23 protein-coding genes are annotated in these 23,787 nt (G+C 65.6%); 16 read left to right on the forward strand and 7 right to left on the reverse strand.

The window, feature by feature from the left end:
- The first annotated feature begins 57 nt into the window (after positions 1-57).
- Positions 58-300: a hypothetical protein gene (locus tag JANGC3_RS32995; protein WP_157406867.1), complete on the forward strand. Its 243-nt coding sequence runs from the start codon at positions 58-60 to the stop codon at positions 298-300.
- 120 nt (positions 301-420) lie between these two features.
- Here the strand turns inward: JANGC3_RS32995 and JANGC3_RS0124345 are convergent, their stop codons facing one another.
- Positions 421-930 (reverse strand): pyridoxamine 5'-phosphate oxidase family protein, encoded by a 510-nt coding sequence (locus JANGC3_RS0124345; RefSeq protein ID WP_017879108.1) that lies wholly within the window; start codon positions 928-930, stop codon positions 421-423.
- Between the two features lie 320 nt (positions 931-1,250).
- On the opposite strand from JANGC3_RS0124345, the gene JANGC3_RS0124350 reads away from it, so the two are divergent.
- Genes JANGC3_RS0124350 through JANGC3_RS0124370 form a run of 5 tightly spaced genes read left to right on the forward strand, consistent with a single transcriptional unit; the run spans position 1,251 to position 5,707 of the window.
- Positions 1,251-1,898 carry a PepSY-associated TM helix domain-containing protein gene (locus JANGC3_RS0124350; RefSeq protein WP_017879109.1) on the forward strand — a complete coding sequence of 216 codons (648 nt, stop codon included), beginning with the start codon at positions 1,251-1,253 and terminating at the stop codon, positions 1,896-1,898.
- Positions 1,899-1,952: 54 nt separating this feature from the next.
- Positions 1,953-2,468, forward strand: a complete 516-nt coding sequence (locus JANGC3_RS0124355) for a DUF2271 domain-containing protein (protein WP_017879110.1) — start codon at positions 1,953-1,955, stop codon at positions 2,466-2,468.
- An 18-nt stretch (positions 2,469-2,486) separates the two neighbouring features.
- Positions 2,487-3,305 (forward strand): DUF4198 domain-containing protein, encoded by an 819-nt coding sequence (locus tag JANGC3_RS0124360; RefSeq protein WP_017879111.1) that lies wholly within the window; start codon positions 2,487-2,489, stop codon positions 3,303-3,305.
- Positions 3,306-3,326: 21 nt separating this feature from the next.
- On the forward strand, positions 3,327-4,346 hold the full coding sequence (locus JANGC3_RS0124365; RefSeq protein ID WP_017879112.1) for an FAD:protein FMN transferase: 1,020 nt from the start codon (positions 3,327-3,329) through the stop codon (positions 4,344-4,346).
- Positions 4,343-5,707, forward strand: a complete 1,365-nt coding sequence (locus tag JANGC3_RS0124370; protein WP_017879113.1) for a sulfite reductase subunit alpha — start codon at positions 4,343-4,345, stop codon at positions 5,705-5,707. The genes JANGC3_RS0124365 and JANGC3_RS0124370 overlap by 4 nt, the downstream gene beginning before the upstream one ends.
- Positions 5,708-5,766: 59 nt before the next feature.
- Here JANGC3_RS0124370 and JANGC3_RS0124375 read toward each other — a convergent pair whose 3' ends face one another.
- The 3 genes from JANGC3_RS0124375 to hemP form a co-directional block, all read right to left on the reverse strand.
- Positions 5,767-6,996, reverse strand: coding sequence for a DUF2325 domain-containing protein (locus JANGC3_RS0124375; RefSeq protein ID WP_017879114.1), 1,230 nt, complete (start codon positions 6,994-6,996; stop codon positions 5,767-5,769).
- A gap of 5 nt (positions 6,997-7,001) precedes the next feature.
- Positions 7,002-7,364 (reverse strand): hypothetical protein, encoded by a 363-nt coding sequence (locus JANGC3_RS30040; protein ID WP_051068346.1) that lies wholly within the window; start codon positions 7,362-7,364, stop codon positions 7,002-7,004.
- A 101-nt stretch (positions 7,365-7,465) separates the two neighbouring features.
- Positions 7,466-7,666, reverse strand: a complete 201-nt coding sequence (gene hemP, locus JANGC3_RS0124385; RefSeq protein WP_017879116.1) for a hemin uptake protein HemP — start codon at positions 7,664-7,666, stop codon at positions 7,466-7,468.
- A gap of 288 nt (positions 7,667-7,954) precedes the next feature.
- Between hemP and JANGC3_RS30985 the strand changes: the two genes are divergently transcribed.
- Positions 7,955-9,022 (forward strand): glycine zipper 2TM domain-containing protein, encoded by a 1,068-nt coding sequence (locus JANGC3_RS30985; RefSeq protein WP_198292053.1) that lies wholly within the window; start codon positions 7,955-7,957, stop codon positions 9,020-9,022.
- 152 nt (positions 9,023-9,174) lie between these two features.
- Here JANGC3_RS30985 and JANGC3_RS0124400 read toward each other — a convergent pair whose 3' ends face one another.
- The 3 genes from JANGC3_RS0124400 to JANGC3_RS0124410 form a co-directional block, all read right to left on the reverse strand.
- A complete protein-coding gene (locus tag JANGC3_RS0124400; RefSeq protein ID WP_035789016.1) occupies positions 9,175-9,975 on the reverse strand; it encodes a Crp/Fnr family transcriptional regulator in 801 nt (266 codons plus the stop codon).
- Positions 9,976-10,457: 482 nt separating this feature from the next.
- On the reverse strand, positions 10,458-11,102 hold the full coding sequence (locus JANGC3_RS0124405; RefSeq protein ID WP_017879118.1) for a response regulator: 645 nt from the start codon (positions 11,100-11,102) through the stop codon (positions 10,458-10,460).
- Positions 11,103-11,252: 150 nt separating this feature from the next.
- Positions 11,253-11,717 (reverse strand): universal stress protein, encoded by a 465-nt coding sequence (locus JANGC3_RS0124410; protein ID WP_026133453.1) that lies wholly within the window; start codon positions 11,715-11,717, stop codon positions 11,253-11,255.
- A 476-nt stretch (positions 11,718-12,193) separates the two neighbouring features.
- On the opposite strand from JANGC3_RS0124410, the gene JANGC3_RS0124415 reads away from it, so the two are divergent.
- The 9 genes from JANGC3_RS0124415 to truA all read left to right on the forward strand — a co-directional run bounded on the left by JANGC3_RS0124415 (position 12,194) and on the right by truA (position 23,679).
- The gene (locus JANGC3_RS0124415; RefSeq protein WP_026133454.1) at positions 12,194-13,027 is read left to right on the forward strand and encodes a protein phosphatase CheZ; all 834 of its coding nucleotides are present in this window, start codon (positions 12,194-12,196) and stop codon (positions 13,025-13,027) included.
- Positions 13,027-14,928, forward strand: coding sequence for a chemotaxis protein CheA (locus JANGC3_RS0124420; RefSeq protein WP_017879121.1), 1,902 nt, complete (start codon positions 13,027-13,029; stop codon positions 14,926-14,928). Before JANGC3_RS0124415 ends, JANGC3_RS0124420 begins: the two co-directional genes overlap by 1 nt.
- Positions 14,929-15,161: 233 nt before the next feature.
- Entirely contained in the window at positions 15,162-16,565 is a 1,404-nt protein-coding gene (gene leuC, locus JANGC3_RS0124425) for a 3-isopropylmalate dehydratase large subunit (protein ID WP_026133455.1), read from the forward strand.
- 60 nt (positions 16,566-16,625) lie between these two features.
- On the forward strand, positions 16,626-16,748 hold the full coding sequence (locus JANGC3_RS31895; protein ID WP_081611972.1) for an entericidin A/B family lipoprotein: 123 nt from the start codon (positions 16,626-16,628) through the stop codon (positions 16,746-16,748).
- 53 nt (positions 16,749-16,801) lie between these two features.
- Positions 16,802-17,449, forward strand: a complete 648-nt coding sequence (leuD, locus tag JANGC3_RS0124430) for a 3-isopropylmalate dehydratase small subunit (RefSeq protein ID WP_017879123.1) — start codon at positions 16,802-16,804, stop codon at positions 17,447-17,449.
- A 14-nt stretch (positions 17,450-17,463) separates the two neighbouring features.
- A complete protein-coding gene (gene leuB, locus JANGC3_RS0124435) occupies positions 17,464-18,537 on the forward strand; it encodes a 3-isopropylmalate dehydrogenase (protein ID WP_017879124.1) in 1,074 nt (357 codons plus the stop codon).
- Between the two features lie 50 nt (positions 18,538-18,587).
- Positions 18,588-19,715 (forward strand): aspartate-semialdehyde dehydrogenase, encoded by a 1,128-nt coding sequence (asd, locus tag JANGC3_RS0124440; RefSeq protein WP_081611973.1) that lies wholly within the window; start codon positions 18,588-18,590, stop codon positions 19,713-19,715.
- Positions 19,716-20,065: 350 nt separating this feature from the next.
- A complete protein-coding gene (locus JANGC3_RS0124445) occupies positions 20,066-22,798 on the forward strand; it encodes a FimV/HubP family polar landmark protein (protein ID WP_232429763.1) in 2,733 nt (910 codons plus the stop codon).
- 68 nt (positions 22,799-22,866) lie between these two features.
- Positions 22,867-23,679, forward strand: a complete 813-nt coding sequence (truA, locus tag JANGC3_RS0124450; protein ID WP_017879127.1) for a tRNA pseudouridine(38-40) synthase TruA — start codon at positions 22,867-22,869, stop codon at positions 23,677-23,679.
- Positions 23,680-23,787 lie beyond the last annotated feature (108 nt).

The raw sequence follows: 23,787 nt of genomic DNA on the forward strand, positions 1-23,787 counted from the left end.
CAGGCAAGCTTTTGCTTCGCTTCCATTGTGCGTATCGAGACCATCAAGGAGAGTGTCATGAACTCATCTAACCAAGGTAACAGCCAAGGTAATAGCCAAGAAAGCCAACAAGGATCGTCCTCCGGCGCCCAGCAGCGCGCCGAACGAGAGGACCCGAATTTCGTGCTGGTCGACTTTGACGAAGGTTTCGACATTGGCGACGAGCAATTCATCCTCGGCGAAGTGCGGCGCGCCGACCGCGCCCGCAACCGCCAGAGCGCGGAAGAGCAGCAGCAAGGCGGCCCGGAAAAGGTTGAGTAAGGGCTTCAGCCAGGTTCCTGAAGCTAGGGCCTAACTCCGGGGTCGGACCTGTCTGACCCCGGCTTTTCGCGGTTGCTTTTTTGCCAGGCGACCGCGGCCCGTATATTCCCTCCAGTCGCCTTAGCGCGGCGCGTTGACGTCGATCTTGGCGTGTTCGCCCATCCCCTGCGGCCGCTCGCCGGTCACCGCGGCCTTCGCCATCGCGTACAACTGGGCCATTTTGCTCAAATGGGAATCCCAGTATTCGGCCGTTTCGATGCTGACCTTGATCAAGGCCAGATGCGGGTCATCCAATCCTTCCGGAAACCAGGCTTTGACGATGGGATTCCACATTTCCTCGGCTTTTGCCCGGTCTTTCAGCAATTCGGCGTGGCCCGACACCGATACGTACAGGCTTTCCTTAATGTCGCTGAAACTGACGTTCACCTGCGGATTGGCCTGCAGTTCGTGGGTGAACGGCGACTTGTCCGAGGTAAAGAACCAGATCTGCCCTTGGCCGTCGATCTGCTGCTGCGTCATCGGCCGGCTGGTCAGCCGCCCGGCGACGTTGCTCGTCGTGAGCATGCCAAATTCCACATGCTTGATTTTCGCCTTGATGGCGTCGAGTTGGTCTTGTGCGAATTGCGTCATGTTATCTCCTTAAAATCGGGCGTGTCGGTTTGTCCTGAACATAACAATAAGCGCTTGCCCCGCGCGACTCTGTTCGACAACGTACGCTGGCCGCCTATCCACGCGCGGCTGCATGAACCGGCCTATTTGTATCGGCATGTATCAGCCGGGACTTGGCAGTTGACTTTATAAATGATAATCATTATCATTTATCTTTCTTGCCAGTCTTCTTGCCAGTCGTAGTCGTTGCTCCTTAGAATGGATCGGCCAGCCACGGTCGCAGGCTGAACAATTTTTTGATGAAGGATAGCAATGACGCATACCGCCTTAGGTGACTGCCTGTGAACCCGCAGGCGGGCAGTTCGAACCGCAACGCCGGCCTCGCCGTCTGGCTGAAGAATTTGCATCAGTGGCATTGGATCAGTTCGGCGTTATGCCTGCTGGGCATGCTGCTGTTTAGCGTCACCGGCATCACGCTCAACCACGCCTCGCAGATCGAGGCCAAGCCCGCCGTCACGCGCAAGAACGCGACGCTGCCGGGTCCGCTGCAAGCCGAGTTGCGCCAGTTCGCCGCCGGCCACGACGGCGCCAAGGAGCCCTTGCCGGCCGGCGCCGAACGCTGGTTGAGCGACACCTGGTCGCTCCAAGCCGGCGGCCGCGTCGCCGAGTGGTCGGTCGACGAGGTCTATCTGCCGTTGCCGAAGGCCGGCGGCGACGCCTGGGTGCGCATTGGCCTGGAGGACGGCGCCGCCGAGTACGAGCTCACCGACCGCGGCTGGATTTCCTGGTTGAACGACGTGCACAAGGGCCGCAACACCGGCACCGCCTGGAACTGGTTCATCGATATGTTCGCCGGGGCTTGCCTGGTGTTTTGCCTGACCGGTTTGCTGATTCTGAAGTTCCACGCGGCCAACCGGCCGTTCACCTGGCCGATGGTGGGCCTGGGCATCGTGATTCCGTGCGTCATCGCTATTTTGTTTATCCACTAATGTCTCCAATCAGTTTCAGCATTCTTCGATTCATTTTATTTTGACAGGCACACCATGAAATTACGCTATTCCATCGCGCTCAGCATTCCGCTGATGAGCGCCTCTGCGATGGCGGCCGATCTGGCCCTCAAGCTTGAAATTCCGCAACTGAACGTCGCTGAATACCACCGTCCCTACGTGGCGGTGTGGCTCGAGGGCGCCGATCAAAAAGTGCTGGCCAACCTGTCCGTGTTGTACGACGTCAAAAAGAAAGACAACGCCGGCACCAAGTGGTTGAAGGACATGCGCCAGTGGTGGCGCAAGAGCGGGCGCGACCTGGCCATGCCGATGGACGGCGTCAGCGGCGCCACGCGCGCGCCCGGCGAACACACATTGAGTTTCCCTGGCGCCAAGGCGGCGCTGGACAAGCTGCCGGCCGGCGATTACCAGGTGGTAATCGAGGCGACCCGCGAGGCCGGTGGCCGCGAACTGGTGCGCGTACCGTTCCAGTGGCCGCCGAAGTCGGCGCTGGCGCTACCCGCCAAAGGCAAGGAAGAACTCGGTGCCGTCGCTGTCCAACTCAAACCGTAAGACTGGAAAACCATGTTCATGAATCTGAGTAAGCCGCTGGCGGCCCTGGCATTGGCCGGGCTGGCATTGAATGCGCAGGCGCACCGTCCCTGGATGGTGCCGTCGAGCTCCATGGTCGAGTCGAAAGATCCTTGGGTGACGGTCGACGCCGCCATTTCCGAAGACCTGTTCGACATCGACCACCAGGCGCTGAAGCTCGACGCGCTGGAAATTACCGGTCCTGACGGCGCCCGCGTGCAGCCGGAAAACAGTCTCACCGGCCGCCTGCGCAGTGTGTTCGACGTGAAAATGCTCAAGCCGGGTACCTATAAGGCCGCCATCGTTTCGCACAACATGATGGCCAGCTACAAGCTGAACGGCGAGTCGAAGCGTTGGCGCGGTTCCGAAGAGGCGTTCGCCAAGGACATCCCGGCCGGCGCGCAGGACGTCAAGGCGACCCGCATGCTAAGCCGCCTGGAAACCTTCTTTAGCGCCAATAGCACCAACGACGCGGTCTTCAAGCCAAGCGGTGCCGGCCTTGAACTGGTGCCGTTGACCCATCCGAACGATATGCGCGCCGGTGAAAAAGCCAGTTGGCGTTTCCTGCTCGACGGCAAGCCGGCGGCCCACCAGGCCTTCAGTCTGGTGGCGGGCGGGGTGCGTTACCGCGGCGTGCTGGGCGAGATCCGCCTGAGCACCGACGCCAAGGGCGAGGTCACGTTTACGATCCCGGCCGCCGGCATGTATTTCCTGAGCAGCAGCTGGCCGGCCGCCGCGCCCGCCGTTGCCGACCAGCCCGCGGTGCAGCCGCCGCGTCGCGTCAGCTATTCCGCGACCGTCGAAGTGCTGCCCGAATAACCCTTTCTATAAAGACCGACGATGCGCCGGGTACTCCTGCCTCACCATTTTTCCGCGCACCCGGCGCCCGCCGGCGGCACCATCCGCGACTGCAGCGGCGCCAGCATGGGCACCACCTGGTCGGTACGGCTGGTCGCGGCGGGCCGCTGCGAGCATCTGCAAGAGGGTTTGCAGCAGCAACTCGACGGCGTCGTCGCGCAGATGAGCCATTGGTTCGACGACTCCAGCCTGTGCCGCTTCAACCGCGCCCCGGCCGGCACCTGGCACAGCCTGCCGGCCGGGTTTTTCGAGGTGCTGGCGTTTGCCTTGACGGTGTCGCGGCAGAGCGGCGGCGCCTACGATCCCTGCGCCGGGGCGCTGGTCAACCGCTGGGGCTTCGGCCCGACCGGACGTTTCGACCAGCCCGGCTTTGCCGCGCCGACGCCGGGCCAGGCCGCGGCGCTGTTGGCGCAACACCGCGCCCGCAGCGTCGAACTCGACCCGGTGTCGCGCCGCGCGCGCCAGCCCGGCGGCGCGCTGCTCGACCTGTCGGCGGTGGCCAAGGGCTATGCCGTCGACCTCCTGGCGGGTTATCTGGAAGGGCAGGGTGTGCGCCATTACCTGGTCGAGGTCGGCGGCGAGTTGCGCGGCGCGGGCACCAAGCCCGACGGCCAGCCGTGGTGGGTCGCGCTGGAGCAGGTTGACGGCGCCGATGAAGGCGCCGCCGGCGCTCCCGGCCAGATGGTGCTGGCATTGCACGGCTTGGCGGTCGCCACCTCCGGCGACTACCGGCGCTTCTTCGAACAGGACGGGCGGCGTTTCCCCCATACCATCGACCCGCGTAGCGGCGCGCCGATCGCCAACCTGCTCGCTTCGGTCACGGTGGTGCATGCCGCGTGCATGGCGGCCGACGCCTGGTCGACCGCGCTGACCGTGCTTGGCCTCGATGCCGGCCTGGCGCTGGCCGAACGGCTGGGGCTGGCCGCGCGCTTCGTGCTGCGCGACGGCGCCGGCTTCAGCGAGCGCCTGAGCAGCCACTTGCAAGGCATGCTCGACGCATGATGTTGACCTCCGATCCCACCCGGCTGGCGCTGCTGGCCGGTTTGACGCTGGGTTACGCGGCGGTGTGCCTGGCGCCGTATCTGCGCCAGCGCCGCAAGCGCCGCGCCGCGCAGCGCGAACGCGCCGCGTTGGCGCAGGCGCCGGCCTGGATCGTCGCCTATGCCAGCCAGACCGGCAACGCCGAGGAGCTGGCCGGGCAAACCGCGCAGACGCTGCGCCTGGCCGGGCTGCCGGTGCGCCTGTGCGCGCTGGCCGAACTGGCCGGCGCCGACTTGCAGGGCGCCGAGCGCGTGTTGTTCCTGGTCAGCACTTACGGCGAGGGCGACGCGCCGGACAACGCCGCCGCCTTCCTCGATCGGGTAATGGGCGCGCCGCTGCCGCTGGCGCAGTTGCACTACGCCGTGCTGGCGCTGGGCGACAGCGCCTACGCCCGGTTTTGCGGCTTCGGCCGGGCGCTCGACCAGTGGCTGGCGGCGCAGGGCGCGGCGCGGCTGTTCGCGCGCGTGGAAGTGAACCGCAGCGCGGCCGCCGCCATCGAACCGTGGTTCCGCCAGCTGAGCCACCTGGCCGGTACCAGCGACGCGCCGGACTGGAGCGCGCCGGCCTTCGAACAGTGGCGCCTGGCCGAGCGGCGCCTGCTCAATCCGGGCAGCGCCGGCGCGCCGGTCTACCATATCGCGCTTGACCGCGGCGCCGGCGCGCTGCCGCAATGGCATTCGGGCGACCTGGTGCAGGTGGCGGCGCCGGCCGACCCGGCCCGGCCGCGCGAATATTCGATCGCCTCGATCACCCAGGACGGCCGGGTGCATTTGCTGGTGCGCCTGCACGCGCATCCCGACGGCGGCCTGGGGCTGGCGTCGGGATGGCTGGCGGTACAGGCCGGCATTGGCGAGCCGGTCCAGCTGCGCCTGCGCCAGCACCGCCGTTTCCGCCTGGAAGACAACGCCGCGCGGCCCTTGATTTTGATCGGCAACGGCAGTGGCATCGCCGGCTTGCGCGGGCATTTGAAAAGCCGCGCGCTGGCCGGGCAGAAGCGCAACTGGCTGTTTTTCGGCGAGCGCAACGCCGCCCACGATTTCCATTACCGCGACGACATCGAGCAATGGCAGGCCAGCGGCGCGCTGGCGCGCCTGGACCTGGCGTTTTCGCGCGACCAGGCGCAGCGCTTGTATGTGCAGGACCGGCTGCTGGGCAACGCCGACGAGGTGGCGCAGTGGGTCGGGCAGGGCGCGGCGATTTATGTTTGCGGCAGCCTGAACGGCATGGCCGGCGGCGTCGACGCGGCGCTGCGGCAGATCCTGGGCCGCGCCGCGCTCGACGCGCTGGCCGCCGAGGGGCGCTACCGCCGCGATGTGTATTAACGTGCGCAGGGCGGTGATTTTTTTAGGCGCCGCCGGCCCTTTGCCGCCGGCGCCCTTCCTTAGACCGCCGCTACCGGTTCGATGTCACCGCTCACTTCCTGCAGCCCGCGCGCCAGGCTGGAGATGCTCGGATTGTCGATGAACACGCAGCGCTTGCCGGTGCGTTTGCAGTGGTCCTTGACACGCCAGTAGGCGCTGTGGCTGATGCAGCCGGTCTGGCAAATCACCAGGTCGGCCGCCGCCAAGCTCGAATCGAGCATGTTGGCGTTGTCCTCCAGGCCGCCGTCGTGGTGCGCGAACTGCGCGCCAACCCGCTCGATCAGCGCGCGGTAGGTGGCGACGTTGCCGCTGCGCCCGCCCACGCACAGTACGCTCCGGTCGACCAGGCGGATCGGCATCTTCATGCCGCGCGCCGGCTCCGGTTTGGTGGGCGCCGGCGCCGGCGGGGCGTCCGGGGCGCGCGCCTGGGTCTGCTTCAAGTCGACGATCTGCATGCGCAAGTCGCGCTCGCGCCGGTCCATCTGCGCCAGCCGCTGCGCCAGCCGGGTGCGCGACTCCAGTCCCGGAATCGACTCCCGCAATTGCGCCAGTTGCGCGCGCAAGCCGTCGATCACGCTGTCCTTGCCGATCGCCTGCGCGCGCGCCTGCATCAGCAAACCGTCGGTGCGCTCCAGCTCGGTGCTTTTGTCGGCCAGCAGGGCCTGGCTGCGTTGTTGCAGCTTGGCCAGCTCGCGCGCCATGGCGGCGTTTTCCTCGACCAACTGGTTGAACTTGCCCATGTCGGCGCGCACGCACGCGCCGGCCTGGTGCTGGATCATGTGCAGGTCGCGGCACATGCGCTCCTCCAGCTCGGCGTCGCAGCGCGGGTGCGTCAAGCCGGCCCAAAAGGCGCCGGCGACGTCGCCGCCCGCCACCGCCGCCTGCCACAGCTGCGCCACCTGGTCGGCGCTCTTGGCGCCGCGGAAGCGCTGAACCACGTGGGCGTAGCGCCGTTCGAGTTCCTTGTGCAAGGCTTCGGACAGGCGGTTGCGGGTGCCGCACTCGGTCACCGCGCCGACGTGTACCTCGTAGTCGTCGGCCAGTACGCGCCCGCCGGTCATCTTGCCCACCAGCTTGCGCAGGCCGCCCAGCGGCAGGCCGACCCCGACCAGCGGACAGTGGCAGGTGTGCGAGAGTTCCCAGATGCGCCGCCGGCGCGACGTCAGCGCGGCGGGCGCGGCGTCGTCGCCGGCGCAATTGCTGATCACCGGCGGGTGCGTGGTCGCGGTGGCTTGGTCTTTGTCGCACATGGCGGCTATCCTGTCTGGCGTGAAGAGGTGGGCGGGCGCTGGGCCGGCGCGGCGGCCTTGGCGGCGCCCATGATGCGGCTGAGGAAGGAGCTTTTATGCGGCTGCGGCATGGCCCGCTCGACGACCGCGGCCCACTGTTCGGACAATTGCTGGCAGGTCGCCTGCAGCACCGGCCCGAGGTCGGGCAGGCCGGCCAGCGCCTTCAGGTGGCGTTCAATCACCGACGCCAGTTTCAGGCAGGCGCCGTTTTCGGCGCTGCGCGCGGTGTAGTGCGACATCAGGTGCAGCACGGCCGACAGCATCAGCTCGGGCTGGTGCGCCACATTGTTTTGGGACAGAAATATGGGGTCAATACGATCGATCGCCATCAAACGCTCCTGTTCGGGGGTGGTTTGGCTGGCTGCCGGCGTGGCGTGCGACCGCGCGGGATTGGCTGGCTGGGGTGGGCCGGCCGTTGGCCGGAAACTGCCTAGGCGGTGAGAATGAGCTTGTTCAATTGCGTCACGCGCAGGCGGTAGACCTTGCCGGCGTGCTCGATTTCGACTTCGCGGCGCTCCTCCAACAGCGCCGCGCTGGTAATGCGCCGCACCGGCTGGGCCGGCTGCGCGCTCGACAGTGCCGCGGCTGGGTGGATAGAGGCGGTGGCGGTGGTGGATTTTTGACTGTGCATGACTAACCTTCTTTATCTCAGTTGAGAATGATTCGTATTTGCATTATTGTTGAGCGTGGCTGAAAATGCAAGCTTTATTTGCTGCGGCAAGCGGTATAGGCAAGCCGCATTTGCGCGCCTATGTACGCCAGCGTACAGATTGCCCGGCGGCGAACGGATTAAGCTGGCTTTATTGACGGGTGGCAAGCACCGCCCGCTACCGTGCGTCCAGGCGCCCAACGATCCAAGGAGAACATCATCAAAACCCTTCCAAACTATTCGCGTACCCTGTGCGCCGTGCATTTCGCCATGTTGCCGCTGTTTGCCGTGGCGCTGAGCGCGCTGCCGCAACAGGCCCAAGCCCAGGCCCACGCCCAGCAGTCGAGCCAGTACGACACGGCGGCGCCGCGCATCGAAGGCTTCAACGTCGACGAAGTGCGGCGTCTGGAACCGGGCGTCGAACTGAACTTCAGCCTGTACGGCACGCCGGGCGGCAGCGCCACCATCCGTATCGACGGCGCCCGCCGCAACCTGGTGCTTAACGAGGTGGACGCCGGCCTGTACGAAGGCACCTATACGCTCGGCAGACGCGATAGCATCGAGGCGCGCAGCCCCGTGACGGCGAATTTGCGCGTAGGCAACCTGGTCACCAGCGCCGTCCTCAGCGAGTCCTTGCTGAAGGGCGTGGGCCGCCACGGCGCCCGCCAGGACGCCATCGCCGACCTGAAAATCGAGCGCTTCGAGGTCCTGCCAAGCGACGACCTGCTTCCCGGCAGCGACTTGCAGTTCACCGTGCGCGGCACGCCCGGCGCCAAGGCCGACATGACCATCGTCGGCACCAAGGGGGTGTTTTTCCTGCCCGAGGTGCGCGCCGGTGAATACGTCGGCACTTACACCATCAAGCGCCGCGACAACATCACGCCGGCCAGCGCGGTGGTGGCCAATTTGCGCCAGGGCCAGCGCGTCACCAGCGCCACGCTCAGGCAGCCGATGCTGGCCGCCCGCGCGGCGCCGCCGGTGCCACGGCCGGCGCCGGTGGTGTGCGCCAACTGCGCGACGGTCGAAGCGGTCAATGTGATCGAGGTGAACGGCGACGGCAGCTATCTGGGCACCATCGGCGGCGGTGTCGTCGGTGCCTTGCTCGGCAGCCAGGTCGGCGACGGCCGCGGCCGCACCGCGGCGCAAATCGCCGGCGCGCTGGGCGGCGCCTACGCCGGCCGTAACATCGAGCGCAATGTACGCAAGACCCAGCACTACGAGGTGGTGGTGCGGTTTGCCAACGGCGGCGCCCAGACGGTGGCGTTTGAAAACGATCCGTCTTACCGCGTCGGCGACAAGGTCCGGGTTGTCAACGGCACCCTGGCGCGCGAGCAGTAAAGCGGTCGCTGAAGCGCCCGGCGGGACAGTACAAAAAAAGGCCCGGTTGCAGCTTGCGCTGGCCGGGCCGAAGCTGGGGGTAAAACCGGTTCACATCAACTCACGCTGACACTTGATTACTGATCGACGCTGGCGTGCGCAACGGCGGCCAATTAAATGGTCGCCAACAATTGCACGGGGGCGGCCGGTTCGGCGCCGGCGCGCAGTTTCGCGGCCGCCAGTTGCTTGGCGCGCGAACGCGACGGCGGCAGGCGGCGCAGCGTTTTCAGCGCGTCGGGGTCCTTGATGCCGATGGTGCGCTGGTCGACGCTGATCAGGCCGATTTCATTGAAGGCCGACAGCGTGCGGCTGACCGTTTCCAGGGTCAAGCCCAGGTAGCTGCCGATTTCGTGGCGCGTCATGCGCAGGTTGAACAACTTGCTCGAGTAGCCCATCTGGGCGAAGCGGTCGGCCAGCGACACCAGGAAGCGCGCCACCCGCGCCTCGGCGCTGAGGGCGCCGAGCATGCCGATCATCGCTTGTTCGCGCACCAGTTCGCGGCTCATCACGCCGTACATGACATTTTCCAGCTCGATATGGATGCGCCCCAGCGCCGTCAGTTTTTTGAACGGCAGCAGGATCAGGTCGCAGTCCGACAAGGCCACCGCCTCCGACGAATAATGCTTGGAATGGATGCCGTCGACGCCGAGCATGTCGCCCTTCATCGGGAAGCTCAGCACCTGCTCGTTGCCGAATTCGTCGATCAGCACGGTTTTCAGGAAACCCGAGTTGACGATGTAGAGCGTGTCGAAGGGCTGGCCGATGGTGTGGACGCGCTGGCCGGTCTTGAACTGCACGTGCTGGAACAGCAGCTCGTCGGCGGCGATCGAGCAGGCGGTTGAAATATGCAGCAAATCACAGACTTCCTTCAAATTCGACCACAGCCGCCCTTGGCGCTGGCGGCCCGCTTCCATCGACGAAGACTGCGCGGCCGACGACGAAGCGGGACGGATTTCAGACGTTTGCGTTGACAGCATGCTCATCTCCTGTTGACAGGTACATCAAATTTCAAATATCGGATAAGGGAAGCGCTCGCCTCGCTGAGCGTCCCGCTCCGACCGGTGCGGCGCGCCGTCTCCAAGTACGGCGGCGCCTGTCGATCAGAACCTGGACCACTCGCCAAGGTTCAGGGCGGCCCCAAACGGGATCGAGCGGCAGCGGCAGCGGGTCGGGCGGCGCGTCGCCTGGGCACAAACACTGTACAGACCACGTTGCGGCTCAATCCGCTGACGGCCTGTCGGGTAGGGAAGTAACCGGCCAGCAACTTGATTCGCTGATTTCAGTATGCCAACTAGGGTGCTTGATTGATATCAGCAGGCGCTGAATATGGCGGTAGGAGGTGGCGCGCTCGCTGTAGGATTGTTCCTACTGCGAACTGGCCGGGCGACCGCGTGGGTCAGGTTTTGAAGGGCGATAGCAGACGGTGGGCAACGGCGTACTGGACCATCTCGGACAGGGAACTCATGCCCATTTTTTGCATGATGCGGGTCTTGTGCGTGCTCACCGTTTTCACGCTCAGGTGCAAGTTGTTGGCGATCTCGGTGATCGACTTGCCGGCCACCAGCAGGGAAAAGACCTCGAATTCCCGGTCCGACAACTGTTTGTGCAGCAAGCTCTCATTCGGCATCATGATGTTGAGCACCAGTTGCTCCGCCACCTCGGCGCTGATGTAGGGCCGCCCCGAGGCGACCTTGCGGATCGCCCCGACCAGCTGGGTGCCGGCGCTCTCCTTGGTCAGGTAGCCCTGGGCGCCGGCGCGGATCGCCCGCACCGCGTACTGCTCCTCCTCGTGCATGGTGAGAATGAGGATGGCCAGCTTGGGCGCCTCGCTTTTGATCTGGCGGATCAGGTCGACGCCGCTGCGCCCCGGCATCGACAGGTCGAGCAGCAGCAGGTCGAAGCCGCCCTGGCGCACGTGGCCAAGGACTTCGAAACCGTCGATCGCTTCGCCAACGATATCAATGTCGGGCGCGCCGTCGAGTATGCGTTTCAAACCCTCACGCATGATGGTGTGGTCGTCGGCAATGACAATTCGTATCATAGGGAAATGGTTAGGTGCCCGGCCGGCGTTGCTGACCGCTGCAAGAGGTTAAACTGAAATAAGGAGGCGAATATACTATAGTTTTTAGTTAGTTTGCTATTTCCTTAATTGATGCCGCGAATAACGCCGGCGCATACCGGCGCCGCGCGTTCAGGTCGACGGTTCCTTGATCAGGCGGTGTACCAGCACCGGCAGCGTGGTATGCGACAGCACCTTGTTGGTGACGCTGCCGAGCAACAATTGTCCCCAGCCGCTGCGCCCGTGCGAGCCCATGAAAATCAGGTCGCAGTCGCACTGCTTGGCCACGTCGACGATTTTCAGCGCCGCGCTGTCGGAAAACGCCGTCAGGCCGGCGCTTTTCAGGCCGCGTTTGGCGGCCGCGTCGTGGATGGGCTGCAAGTGCTCGGCGCCGGCCTTGCTCATGGCGGCGCGGTATTCCTCTTCGCTCGGATAGCTCGGCGGAATGATCTCGATGTATACCGGGTATTGGTATTCCGGCGCCACGTACAGCGCCAGGATGTCGGCGTGCATTTGCTCGGCGAACGCGACGCCGGCGCAGGCCGTCATGTTCGAGACGGCGGAGCCGTCGGTCGCAATCAGAATTTTCTTATACATGGCCATCTCCTTGATCAGCTTGACCGCGGCCGCAGGCGGCGCGGCCTGTCTTCATTGTAGACGCGAATGCGATCATTGTCCGACCGCAAAGACTTGATATTTATCAATGCTATCGACGCTTTTTCGCCAGCCGTGCCGGTCAGGCCACGCTTTGCGCCGCCGCGGGGCGTTTTGGCGGCGCTTTTTACAAAAAGGCGGGCATTTGTTGCCCGGTGCGTGTTTTGCTTCTCTATCCGATGTTAGTATTTCAAAATGCAACTGCTGACGGGCGATTCCGTCGCGCCGAGGCCCTTGCGCTGGCGCGCGGCGGCCGAAACAGCGGATTCACATTGAACAAGCAGCCAGCGCCCTGCTACACTCGCGTAAACGCTGTTATATTGCCGGAAGTCATCTTAATCGGAAGAATTCCAGGTATAAGTCTGTGATACGCAACGTGTAGGCGACACATTTTTACAAATTATGGAGAAGCAGGGACTATGACCAACGCCGCTGATGATTTCGACGCACTATTCGATGAAGTGTCCGCGCAAACCACTGCGCCGAAACCTGCTCCAACCCCCACACCAGCCCCCGCCGCGTCCGCCGACGACGATTTCGATGCCCTGTTCGACTCGGTAGCGGCGAGCGTGCCGGCGCCCGCCGCGGCCGCGGCCGTGGCGCCGGCGTCCGTCGCCGCCGCGGCGGAAGCGCCGGCTGGCGCCGATGACGCCGCCGACAAACCGATGTTCGAGCGCCTCGGCGGCATCGTCCGCCTGTTGCACGATTCGCTGCGCGAGCTTGGCTACGACAAGGCCCTGACCGAGGCCTCGTCGCAGATCGTCGACGCCCAGGACCGCCTGGAATACGTCGCCAGCCTTACCGAGCAGGCCTCCAACAAGGTCCTCAACACCCTCGACGACGGCATGCCGGCGCAGGACGCGCTGTCGAAAAAGGCCAAGGATATGGACGGGCGCTGGACCGCGCTGTTCGCCGGCAAGCTCAGCCTGGATGAATTCAAGACCCTGGCCGGCGACTCGAAACAGTTTGCCCAAACCGTGACCGAGGCCACCGAGGCGGAAAAGGCGCGCTTGCTGGAAATCATGATGGCGCAGGACTTCCAGGACATCACCGGGCAGTTGATCAAGAAGGTCGTGATGATCACCAAGACGGTGGAGCACGAACTGGCAGAGTTGTTGCGCGACAACGCGCCGCCGGCCATGCGTGAGAAACTGGCGCACAAGCCGGTGGTGTTGATGCAGGGTCCATCGGTGCCGTCGGCGGCGCTGGACCAAGACAATGTCGATGATCTTCTTGCTGACCTGGGATTCTAATGGACGATATGCTCAAGGATTTTGTCGTTGAAGCGATGGATCTTGCGGTTAACGTTGAAGAGCATTTACTGTGCCTTGAGCGCGACCCCGACAACAAGGAAACGTTGAACGCGGTGTTTCGCTCCTTCCATACCATTAAGGGCGGCGCCGGCTTCATGAACCTGCCGGCGCTGGTGGCGGCCTGCCACCTGACCGAAAACCTGTTCGACGCGTTGCGCACCGGCGCCGCGCCGGTGACGCCGATCGCCATCGAGGCGGCGTTGCAGGCGTCCGGTTTTGTTGCCGACCAGCTCACCGAGCTGGCCAACGGCAACGCGCCGGAGAGTCTGCCGGCGATGCCGGCCGAACTCGAACTGATCCTGACCAACGCCATTGAAGGCAAGGCGATGGCGCCCAAGGCGGGCGCGGCCGCTCCGGCCGCCGCGCCCGCGCCCGCGCCGGTGGCCGCGCCTGTCGCCGCCGCCGCGCCGGTGCCGGTTGGCGCCGACGGCCTGGACTGGGAAGCGATGTATGTCGCGGTGATCCCCGAAGGCAGTTACGTGCCGGCGGTCGCGGCGGCAGCCGCAGCGGCGCCGGCCGCCAGCGCCGCCGTCGCCGAGCCGGTGGCCGCCGCGCCCGCGGCGGCGGCAGCGGCCCCGGCCGCCAAAGCCGGCGGCAAGAACTGGGACGGTGTCGACCGCCGCGAGGAACGCGCCGAGGTGCGCACCGCCGCGCCGGTCAAGGAAGACAGCATCCGCGTCGACGCCGTCAAGCTCGACGCCCTGCTGGAAGTGGCCGGCGAGTCGGTGCAGGCCGCCAACCAGGCCGCCGTGCTGCTCGAACGCCTGCTGCAATTCAAATTCGAAGGGCAGGCCGCGACGCTGATGGCAACGCTGGCCGAGACGCTGGAGCGGGCCTCGCGCTACTCCACCGAATTGCAACGCGCCACGCTGGCCACGCGCATGCAGCCGGTCGGGCGCCTGTTCCAGAAATTCCCGCGCCTGGTGCGCGAGTTGGCCAAGGACCTGGGCAAGGACGTCGAACTGACCATCGAGGGCGCCGAAACCGAAGTCGACCGCGTTGTCGTCGACAGCCTGTACGACCCGCTGGTGCACATGTTGCGCAACGCGCTGGACCATGGCGTCGAGACGCCGGAAGAACGCGCCGCCGCCGGCAAACCGGTCAAGTCCTACATCTCGCTCAAGGCCTGGCAGGAAGCCAACAGCGTGATGATCGTGCTGCAGGACGACGGCAAGGGCATGGACCCGGCCAAGCTGCGCAAGAAAGCCACCGAGAAGGGCCTGATCAGCGAATCGGCCCAGTTGTCCAACGACGAATCGTTCCAACTGGTGTTCCTGCCGGGCTTCTCGACCAAGGACGTCGCCTCCAGCGTCTCCGGTCGCGGGGTCGGCATGGACGTGGTGAAAACCGCGGTCGAGAAGAACCGCGGCGCGATCCACATCGACTCGGCGCTCGGCGTCGGCACCAAGTTTTCGATCCGCCTGCCGATCGAGCTGTCGATCGTGCCGACGATGCTGGTATCGACCTCGGGCGCCGCGCTGGCGCTGCCGATGGCGGTGGTGCAACGGGTCGTCGAATTGCCGGAAACCTTCATGGAAGTGGGCGGTTTCCCGGTGCTCAAGGACCAGGGCCGGCCGCTGCCGGTGCGCTCGCTGGCCGGCGCGCTGGGCTACGAGTTGTGCAGCGAACGGGTGGGCATTGTTGTGGCGGCGCCACAACCGTACATTCTCGCGGTCGAGGCCGTCGACGGCACCGCCGACCTGGTCATCAAGCCGATGACCGCGATCGCGGTCGAGGGCATTACCGGCACCGCCCGCTCGGCCGAGGGCGAGTTGGTCCTAGTGGTCGGACTATCGTTCCTGATGGACGGGTGCAGGGGAAGTGTACGTATGGCGGCCTAGACCGGACCGCCTCAACAGACACAGTGCCTGCCTCACCCGCGGGCATTTTTTTTGGGCCGTCCCGCCGCGGGACGGGTCGACTCACTCGGCAATGTTTGTCATGGATTGTGTATCGAAACCGAATTTCGTATCGCCATACCGGGCCGCGGCCCGGCCCCGGTTTTGCATTGCACAAAATATGGCATAATCATTGTGGATTACTCACTACAGGCTGTGGCTACGCCGCATAAATCATAATGAAGACGCTTTACGACAAACTTTGGGAATCCCACGTTGTGCGGGCCGAGGATGACGGCACGACAATTCTGTACATCGACCGGCACCTGGTGCACGAGGTCACCAGCCCGCAAGCGTTCGACGGCTTGCGCGCGGCCGGACGGCAACCGTGGCGCGTCTCGGCCAACCTGGCCGTGGCCGACCACAACGTGCCGACCACCGGCCGCGCCGGCGGCATCGCCGACCCGGTCTCGCGGCTGCAGGTCGAGACGCTCGACGCCAACGCCAAGCGCTACGGGCTGACCTATTTCAACATGAACGACAAGCGCCAGGGCATCGTCCACGTGATCGGGCCGGAGCAGGGCGCGACCCTGCCGGGCATGACGGTGGTCTGCGGCGACTCGCACACGTCGACCCACGGCGCCTTCGGCTGCCTGGCGCACGGCATCGGCACCTCCGAGGTCGAGCACGTGCTGGCCACGCAGACGCTGCTGGCGAAGAAATCCAAGGCGATGCTGGTGCAGGTCGACGGCGCGTTGCCGGCCGGCGTCACCGCCAAGGACGTCGTGCTGGCCATCATCGGCAAGATCGGCACCGCCGGCGGCACCGGCTACGCGATGGAGTTCGGCGGCTCGACCATCCGCGCGTTGTCAATGGAAGGTCGCATGACGGTTTGCAACATGGCGATCGAGGCGGGCGCGCGCGCCGGCATGGTCGGCGTCGACGACACCACTATCCACTACGTCAAGGGCCGGCCGCTGTCGCCGGTCGGACCGCACTGGGACCGCGCGGTCGACTACTGGCGCACCTTGCACTCGGACGCCGGCGCCCGCTTCGATCTGGTGGTCACGCTCAACGCCGCCGACATCAAGCCGCAGGTCAGCTGGGGCACCTCGCCCGAGATGGTGGTGGCGGTCGACGGCCGCGTGCCGGACCCGGAACTGGAAAAAGATCCGGTGCGCCGCGACGCGATGGAAAAGGCGCTGCTGTATATGGCCTTGCAGCCAAACATGGCGATCGAGGACATCCGCATCGACAAGGTCTTCATCGGTTCCTGCACCAATTCGCGCATCGAGGATTTGCGCGCCGCCGCCGCCGTGGTGCGCGGCAAGTACCGCGCCTCCAACGTCGCGCTGGCGATGGTGGTGCCGGGTTCCGGGTTGGTCAAGGACCAGGCCGAGCGCGAGGGCCTGGACCAGATCTTCAAGGACGCCGGCTTCGAATGGCGCGACCCGGGCTGCTCGATGTGCCTGGCGATGAACGCCGACCGGCTGGAGCCGGGCGAGCGCTGCGCCTCGACCTCGAACCGCAATTTCGAGGGACGGCAAGGGCAGGGCGGACGCACCCATCTGGTGTCGCCGGCGATGGCGGCCGCGGCCGGTATCGCCGGGCATTTCGTCGACGTGCGCAAGCTGCGATGACGGCGGCCGCGCTGGTCGCGGCGGCCGCTTATACCAAGATCACCCTCAAGCGAGAATAAGATGAAGAAACTCATTGCGCTATGCGTTACCGCCCTGATTTTGACCGGTTGTAATACCATGTCGGGCTTCGGTAAAGACGTTCAAAAGGTCGGGCAAGCCGTTGAAGGCGTCGGCAAAAAATAACACGCGATGCGGCGGGCCTGACGGTCCGCCCGTCAGCACACTGCAGAGCAACCATGGACAAATTTACGCAATACGAAGGGCTGGTGGCCCCGCTTGACCGCGCCAACGTCGACACCGACGCCATCATCCCGAAACAGTTCCTGAAGTCGATCCACCGCAGCGGCTTCGGCCCCAACCTGTTCGACGAGTGGCGCTACCTCGACCACGGCGAGCCGGGCCAGGACAACAGCCGCCGCCCGCTGAACCCGGAGTTCGTACTCAACGAGGCGCGCTACCAGGGCGCCTCGATCCTGCTCACGCGCAAGAACTTCGGTTGCGGTTCCTCGCGCGAACACGCGCCGTGGGCGCTCGACCAGTACGGTTTTCGCGCGATCATCGCGTCGAGCTTCGCCGATATCTTCTTCAACAATTGCTACAAGAGCGGCCTGCTGCCGATCGTCTTGCCGGAAGCGCAGATCGACCATCTGTTTAACGAAGTCAAAGCCTTCCCCGGCTACAAGCTGGTGGTGGACCTCGAACAGCAGTGCGTAAGGACCAGCAACGGCAGCGTCTCCTATCCGTTTCACATCGACGCCTTCCGCAAGTATTGCCTGATGAATGGACTGGACGATATCGGCCTGACGCTGCGCCACGCCGACGCCATCCATAGCTTCGAGGAGCGCCATCTGGCCAGTCAACCGTGGTTGGCGAACGTTATCTAACTTGATCGAATAATATGAAAATTGCAATCCTGCCTGGCGACGGCATCGGCCCGGAAATCATCGAGCAAGCCGTCAAGGTCTTGAACGTGCTGGGCGAATCCTTCGAAATGGAAACGGCGCCGGTCGGCGGCGCCGGTTACGCGCAGCACGGCCACCCGTTGCCGGACGCGACCCTGGCGCTGGCCAAGGCCGCCGACGCGGTGCTGTTCGGCGCCGTCGGCGACTACCAGTACGACCAGCTGGAGCGTTCCCTGCGCCCGGAGCAGGCGATCCTCGGCCTGCGCAAGAACCTGGGCCTGTTCGCCAACTTGCGCCCGGCCATCCTGTACCCGGAACTGGCCAACGCCTCGACCTTGAAGCCTGAAATCGTTTCCGGCCTGGACATCCTGATCATCCGCGAACTGACCGGCGACATCTACTTCGGCCAGCCGCGCGGCGTGCGCGAATGCCCGGACGGCCCCTTCAAGGGCCAGCGCGAAGGCTACGACACGATGCGCTACGCCGAAGGCGAAATCCGCCGCATCGCCCACGTCGCCTTCCAAGCCGCGCAAAAGCGCGACAAGCGCCTGACCAGCGTCGACAAGGCCAACGTGCTGGAAACCTTCCAGTTCTGGAAGGACATCATGATCGACGTCGGCAAGGAATACCCGGACGTCGCGCTCGAGCACATGTACGTCGACAACGCGGCGATGCAACTGGTGCGCGCGCCGAAGAAGTTCGACGTCATGGTGACCGGTAACATGTTCGGCGACATCCTGTCCGACTGCGCCGCGCAACTGACCGGCTCGATCGGCATGCTGCCGTCGGCCTCGCTCGACGCCAACAACAAGGGCCTGTACGAACCGTCGCACGGCTCGGCGCCGGACATCGCCGGCAAGGGCATCGCCAATCCGCTGGCGACCATCCTGTCGGCGGCGATGATGCTGCGCTTCACGCTGAACCGCAGCGAGCAGGCCGACCGCATCGACGCCGCCGTCAAGAAGGTGCTGGCGCAGGGCTTGCGCACCGGCGACATCTACGAAGCCGGCACCACCCGCGTCGGCACCGTCGACATGGGCGACGCCGTGGTCAAGGCGCTGGCGCAATAAAGAACATATGTGAAGCTACGGGCGTGCCCGTTTATTGTTGAGGAAAAGTGATGAAACTAGTTGGCTTGGTAGGTTGGCGCGGTATGGTGGGTTCGGTCCTGATGCAACGCATGCAGGAAGAGGGCGATTTCAACTTCATCGAGCCGGTGTTTTTCACCACCTCGAACCCGGGCGGCGCCGCGCCGGCGATGGCAAAGAACGAAACCACGCTGAAGGACGCCGGCAATATCGCCGAGCTGAGCAAGTGCGAGATCATCATCTCCTGCCAGGGCGGCGACTACACCGCCGAGGTGTTCCCGGCACTGCGCGCGGCCGGCTGGAACGGCTACTGGATAGACGCGGCCTCGACCTTGCGCATGGAAAAAGACGCGGTCATCGTGCTCGACCCGGTCAACCTGCACGTCATCAAGGACGCGCTGGGCAAGGGCGTCAAGAACTACATCGGCGGCAACTGCACGGTCTCTTGCATGATGATCGGCTTGAGCGGCCTGTTCCAACACGACCTGGTCGACTGGATGACCTCGATGACCTACCAGGCCGCTTCCGGCGGCGGCGCGCAGCACATGCGCGAACTGCTGACCCAGTTCGGCACCATCAACAGCTCGGTCAAGGCCTTGCTCGACAACCCGGCCTCGGCGATCCTGGAAATCGACCGCCAGGTGCTGGCGACCCAGCACGGCTACAGCGCCGATGAGATCAAGCAATTCGGCGCGCCGCTGGCCGGCAACCTGATCCCGTGGATCGACAAGGACCTGGGCAACGGCCAGTCGAAGGAAGAGTGGAAGGCCGGCGCGGAAACCAACAAGATCCTCGGCCGCGGCGCCGACTTCGGCAGCAAGGAAATCGCCGTCGACGGGCTGTGCGTGCGCATCGGCGCGATGCGCTGCCACTCGCAGGCCTTGACCATCAAGCTGAAAAAAGACGTGCCGCTCGACGAAATCAACGACATCATCGCCAGCAACAACGAATGGGTCAAACTGGTGCCGAACACCCGCGAAGCCTCGGTGCGCGACTTGTCGCCGGCGGCCGTCACCGGCGGCCTGACCATTCCGGTCGGGCGCGTGCGCAAGATGAGCATGGGCGGCGAATACCTGTCCGCGTTCACCGTCGGCGACCAATTGCTGTGGGGCGCGGCCGAGCCGCTGCGGCGCATGCTGCGCATCCTGCTGGACGCGTAAACCGGGCTTCAAAAAACCCCCGCGCCGCCGCCTGAAAACCGGGCCGGCGGCGTCAAACCGGGGTCGGACCCTGGCGCTCCGACCCCGGCCTTCTCCCCTGGCTTACAGGGCGAAAACGGCTATTTCAAGCCTAAAGTACCGCCGAAAATCAAACAACCCCTTCCGCAGGGGCGGAAAGCGTGCGCAAAGCTTGCACGCGCCAGTGCATGATGATATGTTGAGACCTCCGGGAAAGCACCTATTCTCCCCTGTCAACCATGATGCCGCCAAATATGCCTGTAAATACTCGCCCCAGGGTCGTTTCCTTCGCGCTGAAAACACTCACCAGTGCTGTCGCCTGTGCAGTTTTATTGTCTCCCGCGGTGCAAGCGGCCGGTCTCGGCAAGCTCACTGTTTTATCCTCGCTGGGCCAGCCCCTGCGGGCCGAAATCGAGCTCACTTCCGTGGCGGCCGACGAGGCGTCCGGGCTGGCGGCGAAGCTGGCCCCGGCCGAAGCCTTCCGCCTGGCCAACATCGATTTCAACCCGGCGTTGCTGTCGCTGCGCTTCGCCGTCGAGCAGCGCGGCGGGCGCCAGTTCATCCGCGTCAGCTCGTCGCAGCCGGTCAACGAACCGTTCGTCGACATGCTGCTCGAACTGAGCTGGAACGGCGGCCGCCTGGTGCGCGAATACACCTTCCTGCTCGACCCGGCCGACATGCGCCAGTCGCAGATGGCGCAGGTGGCCGCGCCAGTCGACCTGGCGACGCCGCGCGGCGCGCAGCAGCAGGCGCCAGCGCCGCAGCAGCAAGCGGCACAGCCAAGCCAGGCCGCACCGCCAAGCCAAGCGGCACAGCGCTCCCAGCAGGCGGAGCCGGCGGCCCCGGCCGCGCCGCGGGCCGAACGCGCGGCGCGCGCCGCGTCCCAGCCGGCGCCTGAAAAAGCGCAGAAGCGGGCCGACGAGCCGGACTACCGCGTCAAAACGGGCGACACCCTGAGCCGTATCGCCAAACAACTCAAGCCGACCAACGTGTCGCTCGACGTGATGCTGGTGGCGCTCTACCGCGCCAATCCGGAAGCGTTCAGCGGCAACAATATGAACCGCCTGCGCTCGGGCCGCATCCTGGCCGTGCCGGACGCCGACACCTTGCGCCACACCGGCGATGGCGAGGCGCGCGGCGTCATCGTCGCGCACGCGGCCGATTTCGCCGCCTACCGCAACAAGCTGGCCGGCCAGGTCGCCGCCGGCGCGCCGTCGAAGGACGCGGAAGCGGGCCAGAGCGCCGCCGGCAAGATCACCGCCAAGGTCGAGGAACGCGCCACCCCGGCCAACGAATCGAAAGACCAATTGAAACTGTCGAAGGCGGCCCCGGCGGCGTCGGCCGGCGGCGCCACCGCCGTCGCCGGCGTCGAAGACAAGATCGCCAAGGAAAAGCAGGTCGCCGAGGCGGCGGCCCGCGTCAAGGAACTGGAAAAGAACGTCAGCGACCTGGAAAAGTTGATGGCGGTAAAAAGCAAGGCGATGCAGGCCGCGGCCAGCGCGCCGGCCGTTGCCGTCGTGGTGCCGGACGCGCCCGTGGTGGGCGCGCCGGTCCCGGCGCCGAGCGCGGAGATGCCCAAGCAAAAGCCGGTGCCGCTGGTGAAGAAAGCCCCGCCGGCGCCGGCGCCGGAGCCGTCCATCGTCGACACGCTGATGGAGAACATCAGCTCGGTTGGCATCGCCCTGGCGGCGCTGCTGGCCGGCGTCGCCGCGCTGGTCATGTCGCGGCGCAAGAAAAAGGCGCCGCCCAAGGTCGAGCCGGGCGTGCTGGGCGACCCGGGCGAGCAAGCCCACTCGATCTTCGCCGAATCCGGCGGCCAGAGCGTGGACACCAACAACAGCGTGTTCAACTCCAATTTCGCGCCGTCGGCCAGCCAGCTCGACACCAACGAAGTCGACCCGGTCGCCGAAGCCGACGTCTACATCGCCTACGGCCGCGACGCCCAGGCCGAGGAAATTTTGAAGGAAGCGCTGCGCACCCATCCGGAGCGCCACCCGGTGCGCCTGAAGCTGCTTGAAATCTACGCCACCCGCAAGGACGCGCGCGCCTTTGAAACGCAGGCCGGCGAACTGTACGCGATGACCAAGGGGCAGGGCGAGGAATGGCGCCAGGCCGCCGGGCTGGGGCTGACCCTGGAGCCGAACAATCCGCTCTACAGCGACGGCGCCGCGCCGCCGGCCGACGTGTCGCCGGCAAAGCCGCAGGAACACGCCTTCGACGCCCACCTCGCGGCCGCCACCGCCACCGCCGCGACCGCCGGCGCGGCCGTGGCCGCCGCCGCGCTGGCCGAACCCGACTTCCAGCCGGATTTCGACCTGGACCAGGAATTGACCGCGCCGGCCGCGCGCGCCAGCGACTTCGGGCTGGACGCGGCGTCGCAGGAGACGGCGCTGCCGACGCCGGCCTCGGTCGCCGCCGACACCGGCCACTTCCTCGACTTCGACCTCGGCGGCTTGAGCTTCGAGCCGGTCTCGACGACGGCGCCGATCGCCATGCCCGGCCCGGACGCGGCGCCGGCGCCGGCCGCCGACGCGTCGTTCGACATGGACTTCGACATGCCGTTCGATAAAGCCGAGGCCAGCGCCGAGCCGGCCCCCGCGCCCGACAACGGCATGGACTTCGGCCTGGACCTTGAGCCGGCGCGCACGGTGGACAGCGTCGCCGCGGCGCCCGCGCCGGACCCGCTGATGGATCTGGACCTGATGAATTTCGACCTGCCGGCGACGCCGGCGGCGCTGGCGGAGCCCTTGTCGAGCGAATCGATCGACGACTTCTTCGCCAAGCCGGCATCGCCGGTGGCGCAAGAGGCGGCAACGGCGGCGCCGGAGTTCGACCTGTCGGGCATCGACCTCGACCTGGGCGCCGAGGCCAAATCGGCTGGCAGCGGCGTCGACGACCCGCTGTCGGCGGCGCACATGGAAATGGACACCAAGCTCGACCTTGCGATCGCCTACCAGGAAATCGGCGACAAGGAAGGCGCGCGCGAACTGATCGACGAAGTCATCAAGGGCGGCAGCGACGCCCAAGTGGCGAAGGCCAACTCGATGCGGCAACTGCTGGGGTAAGGCCGCGGCCCGGACTGTGTCGGCGCGGCAGTATAATGCGCTGACACAGACTTCACATTGGACAGCAATTGAAACGGATAGCACTCGGGGTCCAGTACGACGGCACGGCCTGGCACGGTTACCAGAAACAAGAAGACCGCCAGACGGTGCAAGACCAGCTTGAAATCGCGCTGGAAAAATTTGCCCGCGTACCGGTCGGCACCACCTGCGCCGGCCGCACCGACACCGGCGTGCACGCGCTGGAGCAAGTGGTGCACTTCGATACCGACCTCGAACGCGACATCCACTCCTGGATCCGCGGCGTCAACACCTTCCTGCCGGCCTCGATCGCGGTGCGCTGGTCGCACGAAATCGACGCCAGCGTCGCCGCCGCCAACCCGGACGAGCAATTCCACGCCCGCTTCAGCGCGCGCTCGCGCACCTACCATTACGTGCTCTACAACAATCCCACCCGCTCGCCGCTGCTGGAAGGGCGCGCCGGCTGGGTCTTCCGCGCGCTCGACGTCGCGCCGATGCGCGAAGCGGTCAAACCGCTGATCGGCTGGCACGACTTCACCGCCTTCCGCGCGGCGCACTGCCAGGCCAAGTCGCCGGTCAAGCTGATGCATGAAATCGGCATCGAACGGCGCGGCGAACTGATCGTCTTCACCATCCGCGCCAACGCCTTCCTGCACCACATGGTGCGCAACCTGGTCGGCTCGCTGATCTACATCGGCCTGGGCAAACACCCGCCGCAATGGCTGGGCGAAGTGCTGGCGGGGCGCTGCCGCGCCGACGCCGCGCCGACCTTCATGCCGGACGGCTTGTATCTGGCGAAAATCGATTACGACCCCAAATGGTGCCTGCCGCAAGAAGCCGCCAGCCCCTTGCCCTGGTTCTAACAACAACCCTGGGGGCAGGTCCCGGAACGGCGGTTCTCGTGCCTTGAAAACCGCCATATTGGGACGTGACCCCGCGGTGTAGGGACGATCCCCTATTTGCAGGAGAGT

This window comes from Janthinobacterium sp. CG3 (genome assembly GCF_000344615.1).
Taxonomy (GTDB): domain Bacteria; phylum Pseudomonadota; class Gammaproteobacteria; order Burkholderiales; family Burkholderiaceae_D; genus Janthinobacterium.

Excerpts from the sequence above, each read along its gene's own strand:
- JANGC3_RS32995 (WP_157406867.1), top strand. The coding sequence starts at position 58 with ATGAACTCATCTAACCAAGGTAACAGCCAAGGTAATAGCCAAGAAAGC.
- JANGC3_RS0124345 (WP_017879108.1), bottom strand. The coding sequence starts at position 930 with ATGACGCAATTCGCACAAGACCAACTCGACGCCATCAAGGCGAAAATC.
- JANGC3_RS0124355 (WP_017879110.1), top strand. The coding sequence starts at position 1,953 with ATGAAATTACGCTATTCCATCGCGCTCAGCATTCCGCTGATGAGCGCC.
- JANGC3_RS0124360 (WP_017879111.1), top strand. The coding sequence starts at position 2,487 with ATGAATCTGAGTAAGCCGCTGGCGGCCCTGGCATTGGCCGGGCTGGCA.
- JANGC3_RS0124365 (WP_017879112.1), top strand. The coding sequence starts at position 3,327 with ATGCGCCGGGTACTCCTGCCTCACCATTTTTCCGCGCACCCGGCGCCC.
- JANGC3_RS0124370 (WP_017879113.1), top strand. The coding sequence starts at position 4,343 with ATGATGTTGACCTCCGATCCCACCCGGCTGGCGCTGCTGGCCGGTTTG.
- JANGC3_RS0124375 (WP_017879114.1), bottom strand. The coding sequence starts at position 6,996 with ATGTGCGACAAAGACCAAGCCACCGCGACCACGCACCCGCCGGTGATC.
- JANGC3_RS30040 (WP_051068346.1), bottom strand. The coding sequence starts at position 7,364 with ATGGCGATCGATCGTATTGACCCCATATTTCTGTCCCAAAACAATGTG.
- hemP (WP_017879116.1), bottom strand. The coding sequence starts at position 7,666 with ATGCACAGTCAAAAATCCACCACCGCCACCGCCTCTATCCACCCAGCC.
- JANGC3_RS30985 (WP_198292053.1), top strand. The coding sequence starts at position 7,955 with ATGTTGCCGCTGTTTGCCGTGGCGCTGAGCGCGCTGCCGCAACAGGCC.
- JANGC3_RS0124400 (WP_035789016.1), bottom strand. The coding sequence starts at position 9,975 with ATGGAAGCGGGCCGCCAGCGCCAAGGGCGGCTGTGGTCGAATTTGAAG.
- JANGC3_RS0124405 (WP_017879118.1), bottom strand. The coding sequence starts at position 11,102 with ATGATACGAATTGTCATTGCCGACGACCACACCATCATGCGTGAGGGT.
- JANGC3_RS0124410 (WP_026133453.1), bottom strand. The coding sequence starts at position 11,717 with ATGTATAAGAAAATTCTGATTGCGACCGACGGCTCCGCCGTCTCGAAC.
- JANGC3_RS0124415 (WP_026133454.1), top strand. The coding sequence starts at position 12,194 with ATGACCAACGCCGCTGATGATTTCGACGCACTATTCGATGAAGTGTCC.
- JANGC3_RS0124420 (WP_017879121.1), top strand. The coding sequence starts at position 13,027 with ATGGACGATATGCTCAAGGATTTTGTCGTTGAAGCGATGGATCTTGCG.
- JANGC3_RS31895 (WP_081611972.1), top strand. The coding sequence starts at position 16,626 with ATGAAGAAACTCATTGCGCTATGCGTTACCGCCCTGATTTTGACCGGT.
- leuD (WP_017879123.1), top strand. The coding sequence starts at position 16,802 with ATGGACAAATTTACGCAATACGAAGGGCTGGTGGCCCCGCTTGACCGC.
- leuB (WP_017879124.1), top strand. The coding sequence starts at position 17,464 with ATGAAAATTGCAATCCTGCCTGGCGACGGCATCGGCCCGGAAATCATC.
- asd (WP_081611973.1), top strand. The coding sequence starts at position 18,588 with ATGAAACTAGTTGGCTTGGTAGGTTGGCGCGGTATGGTGGGTTCGGTC.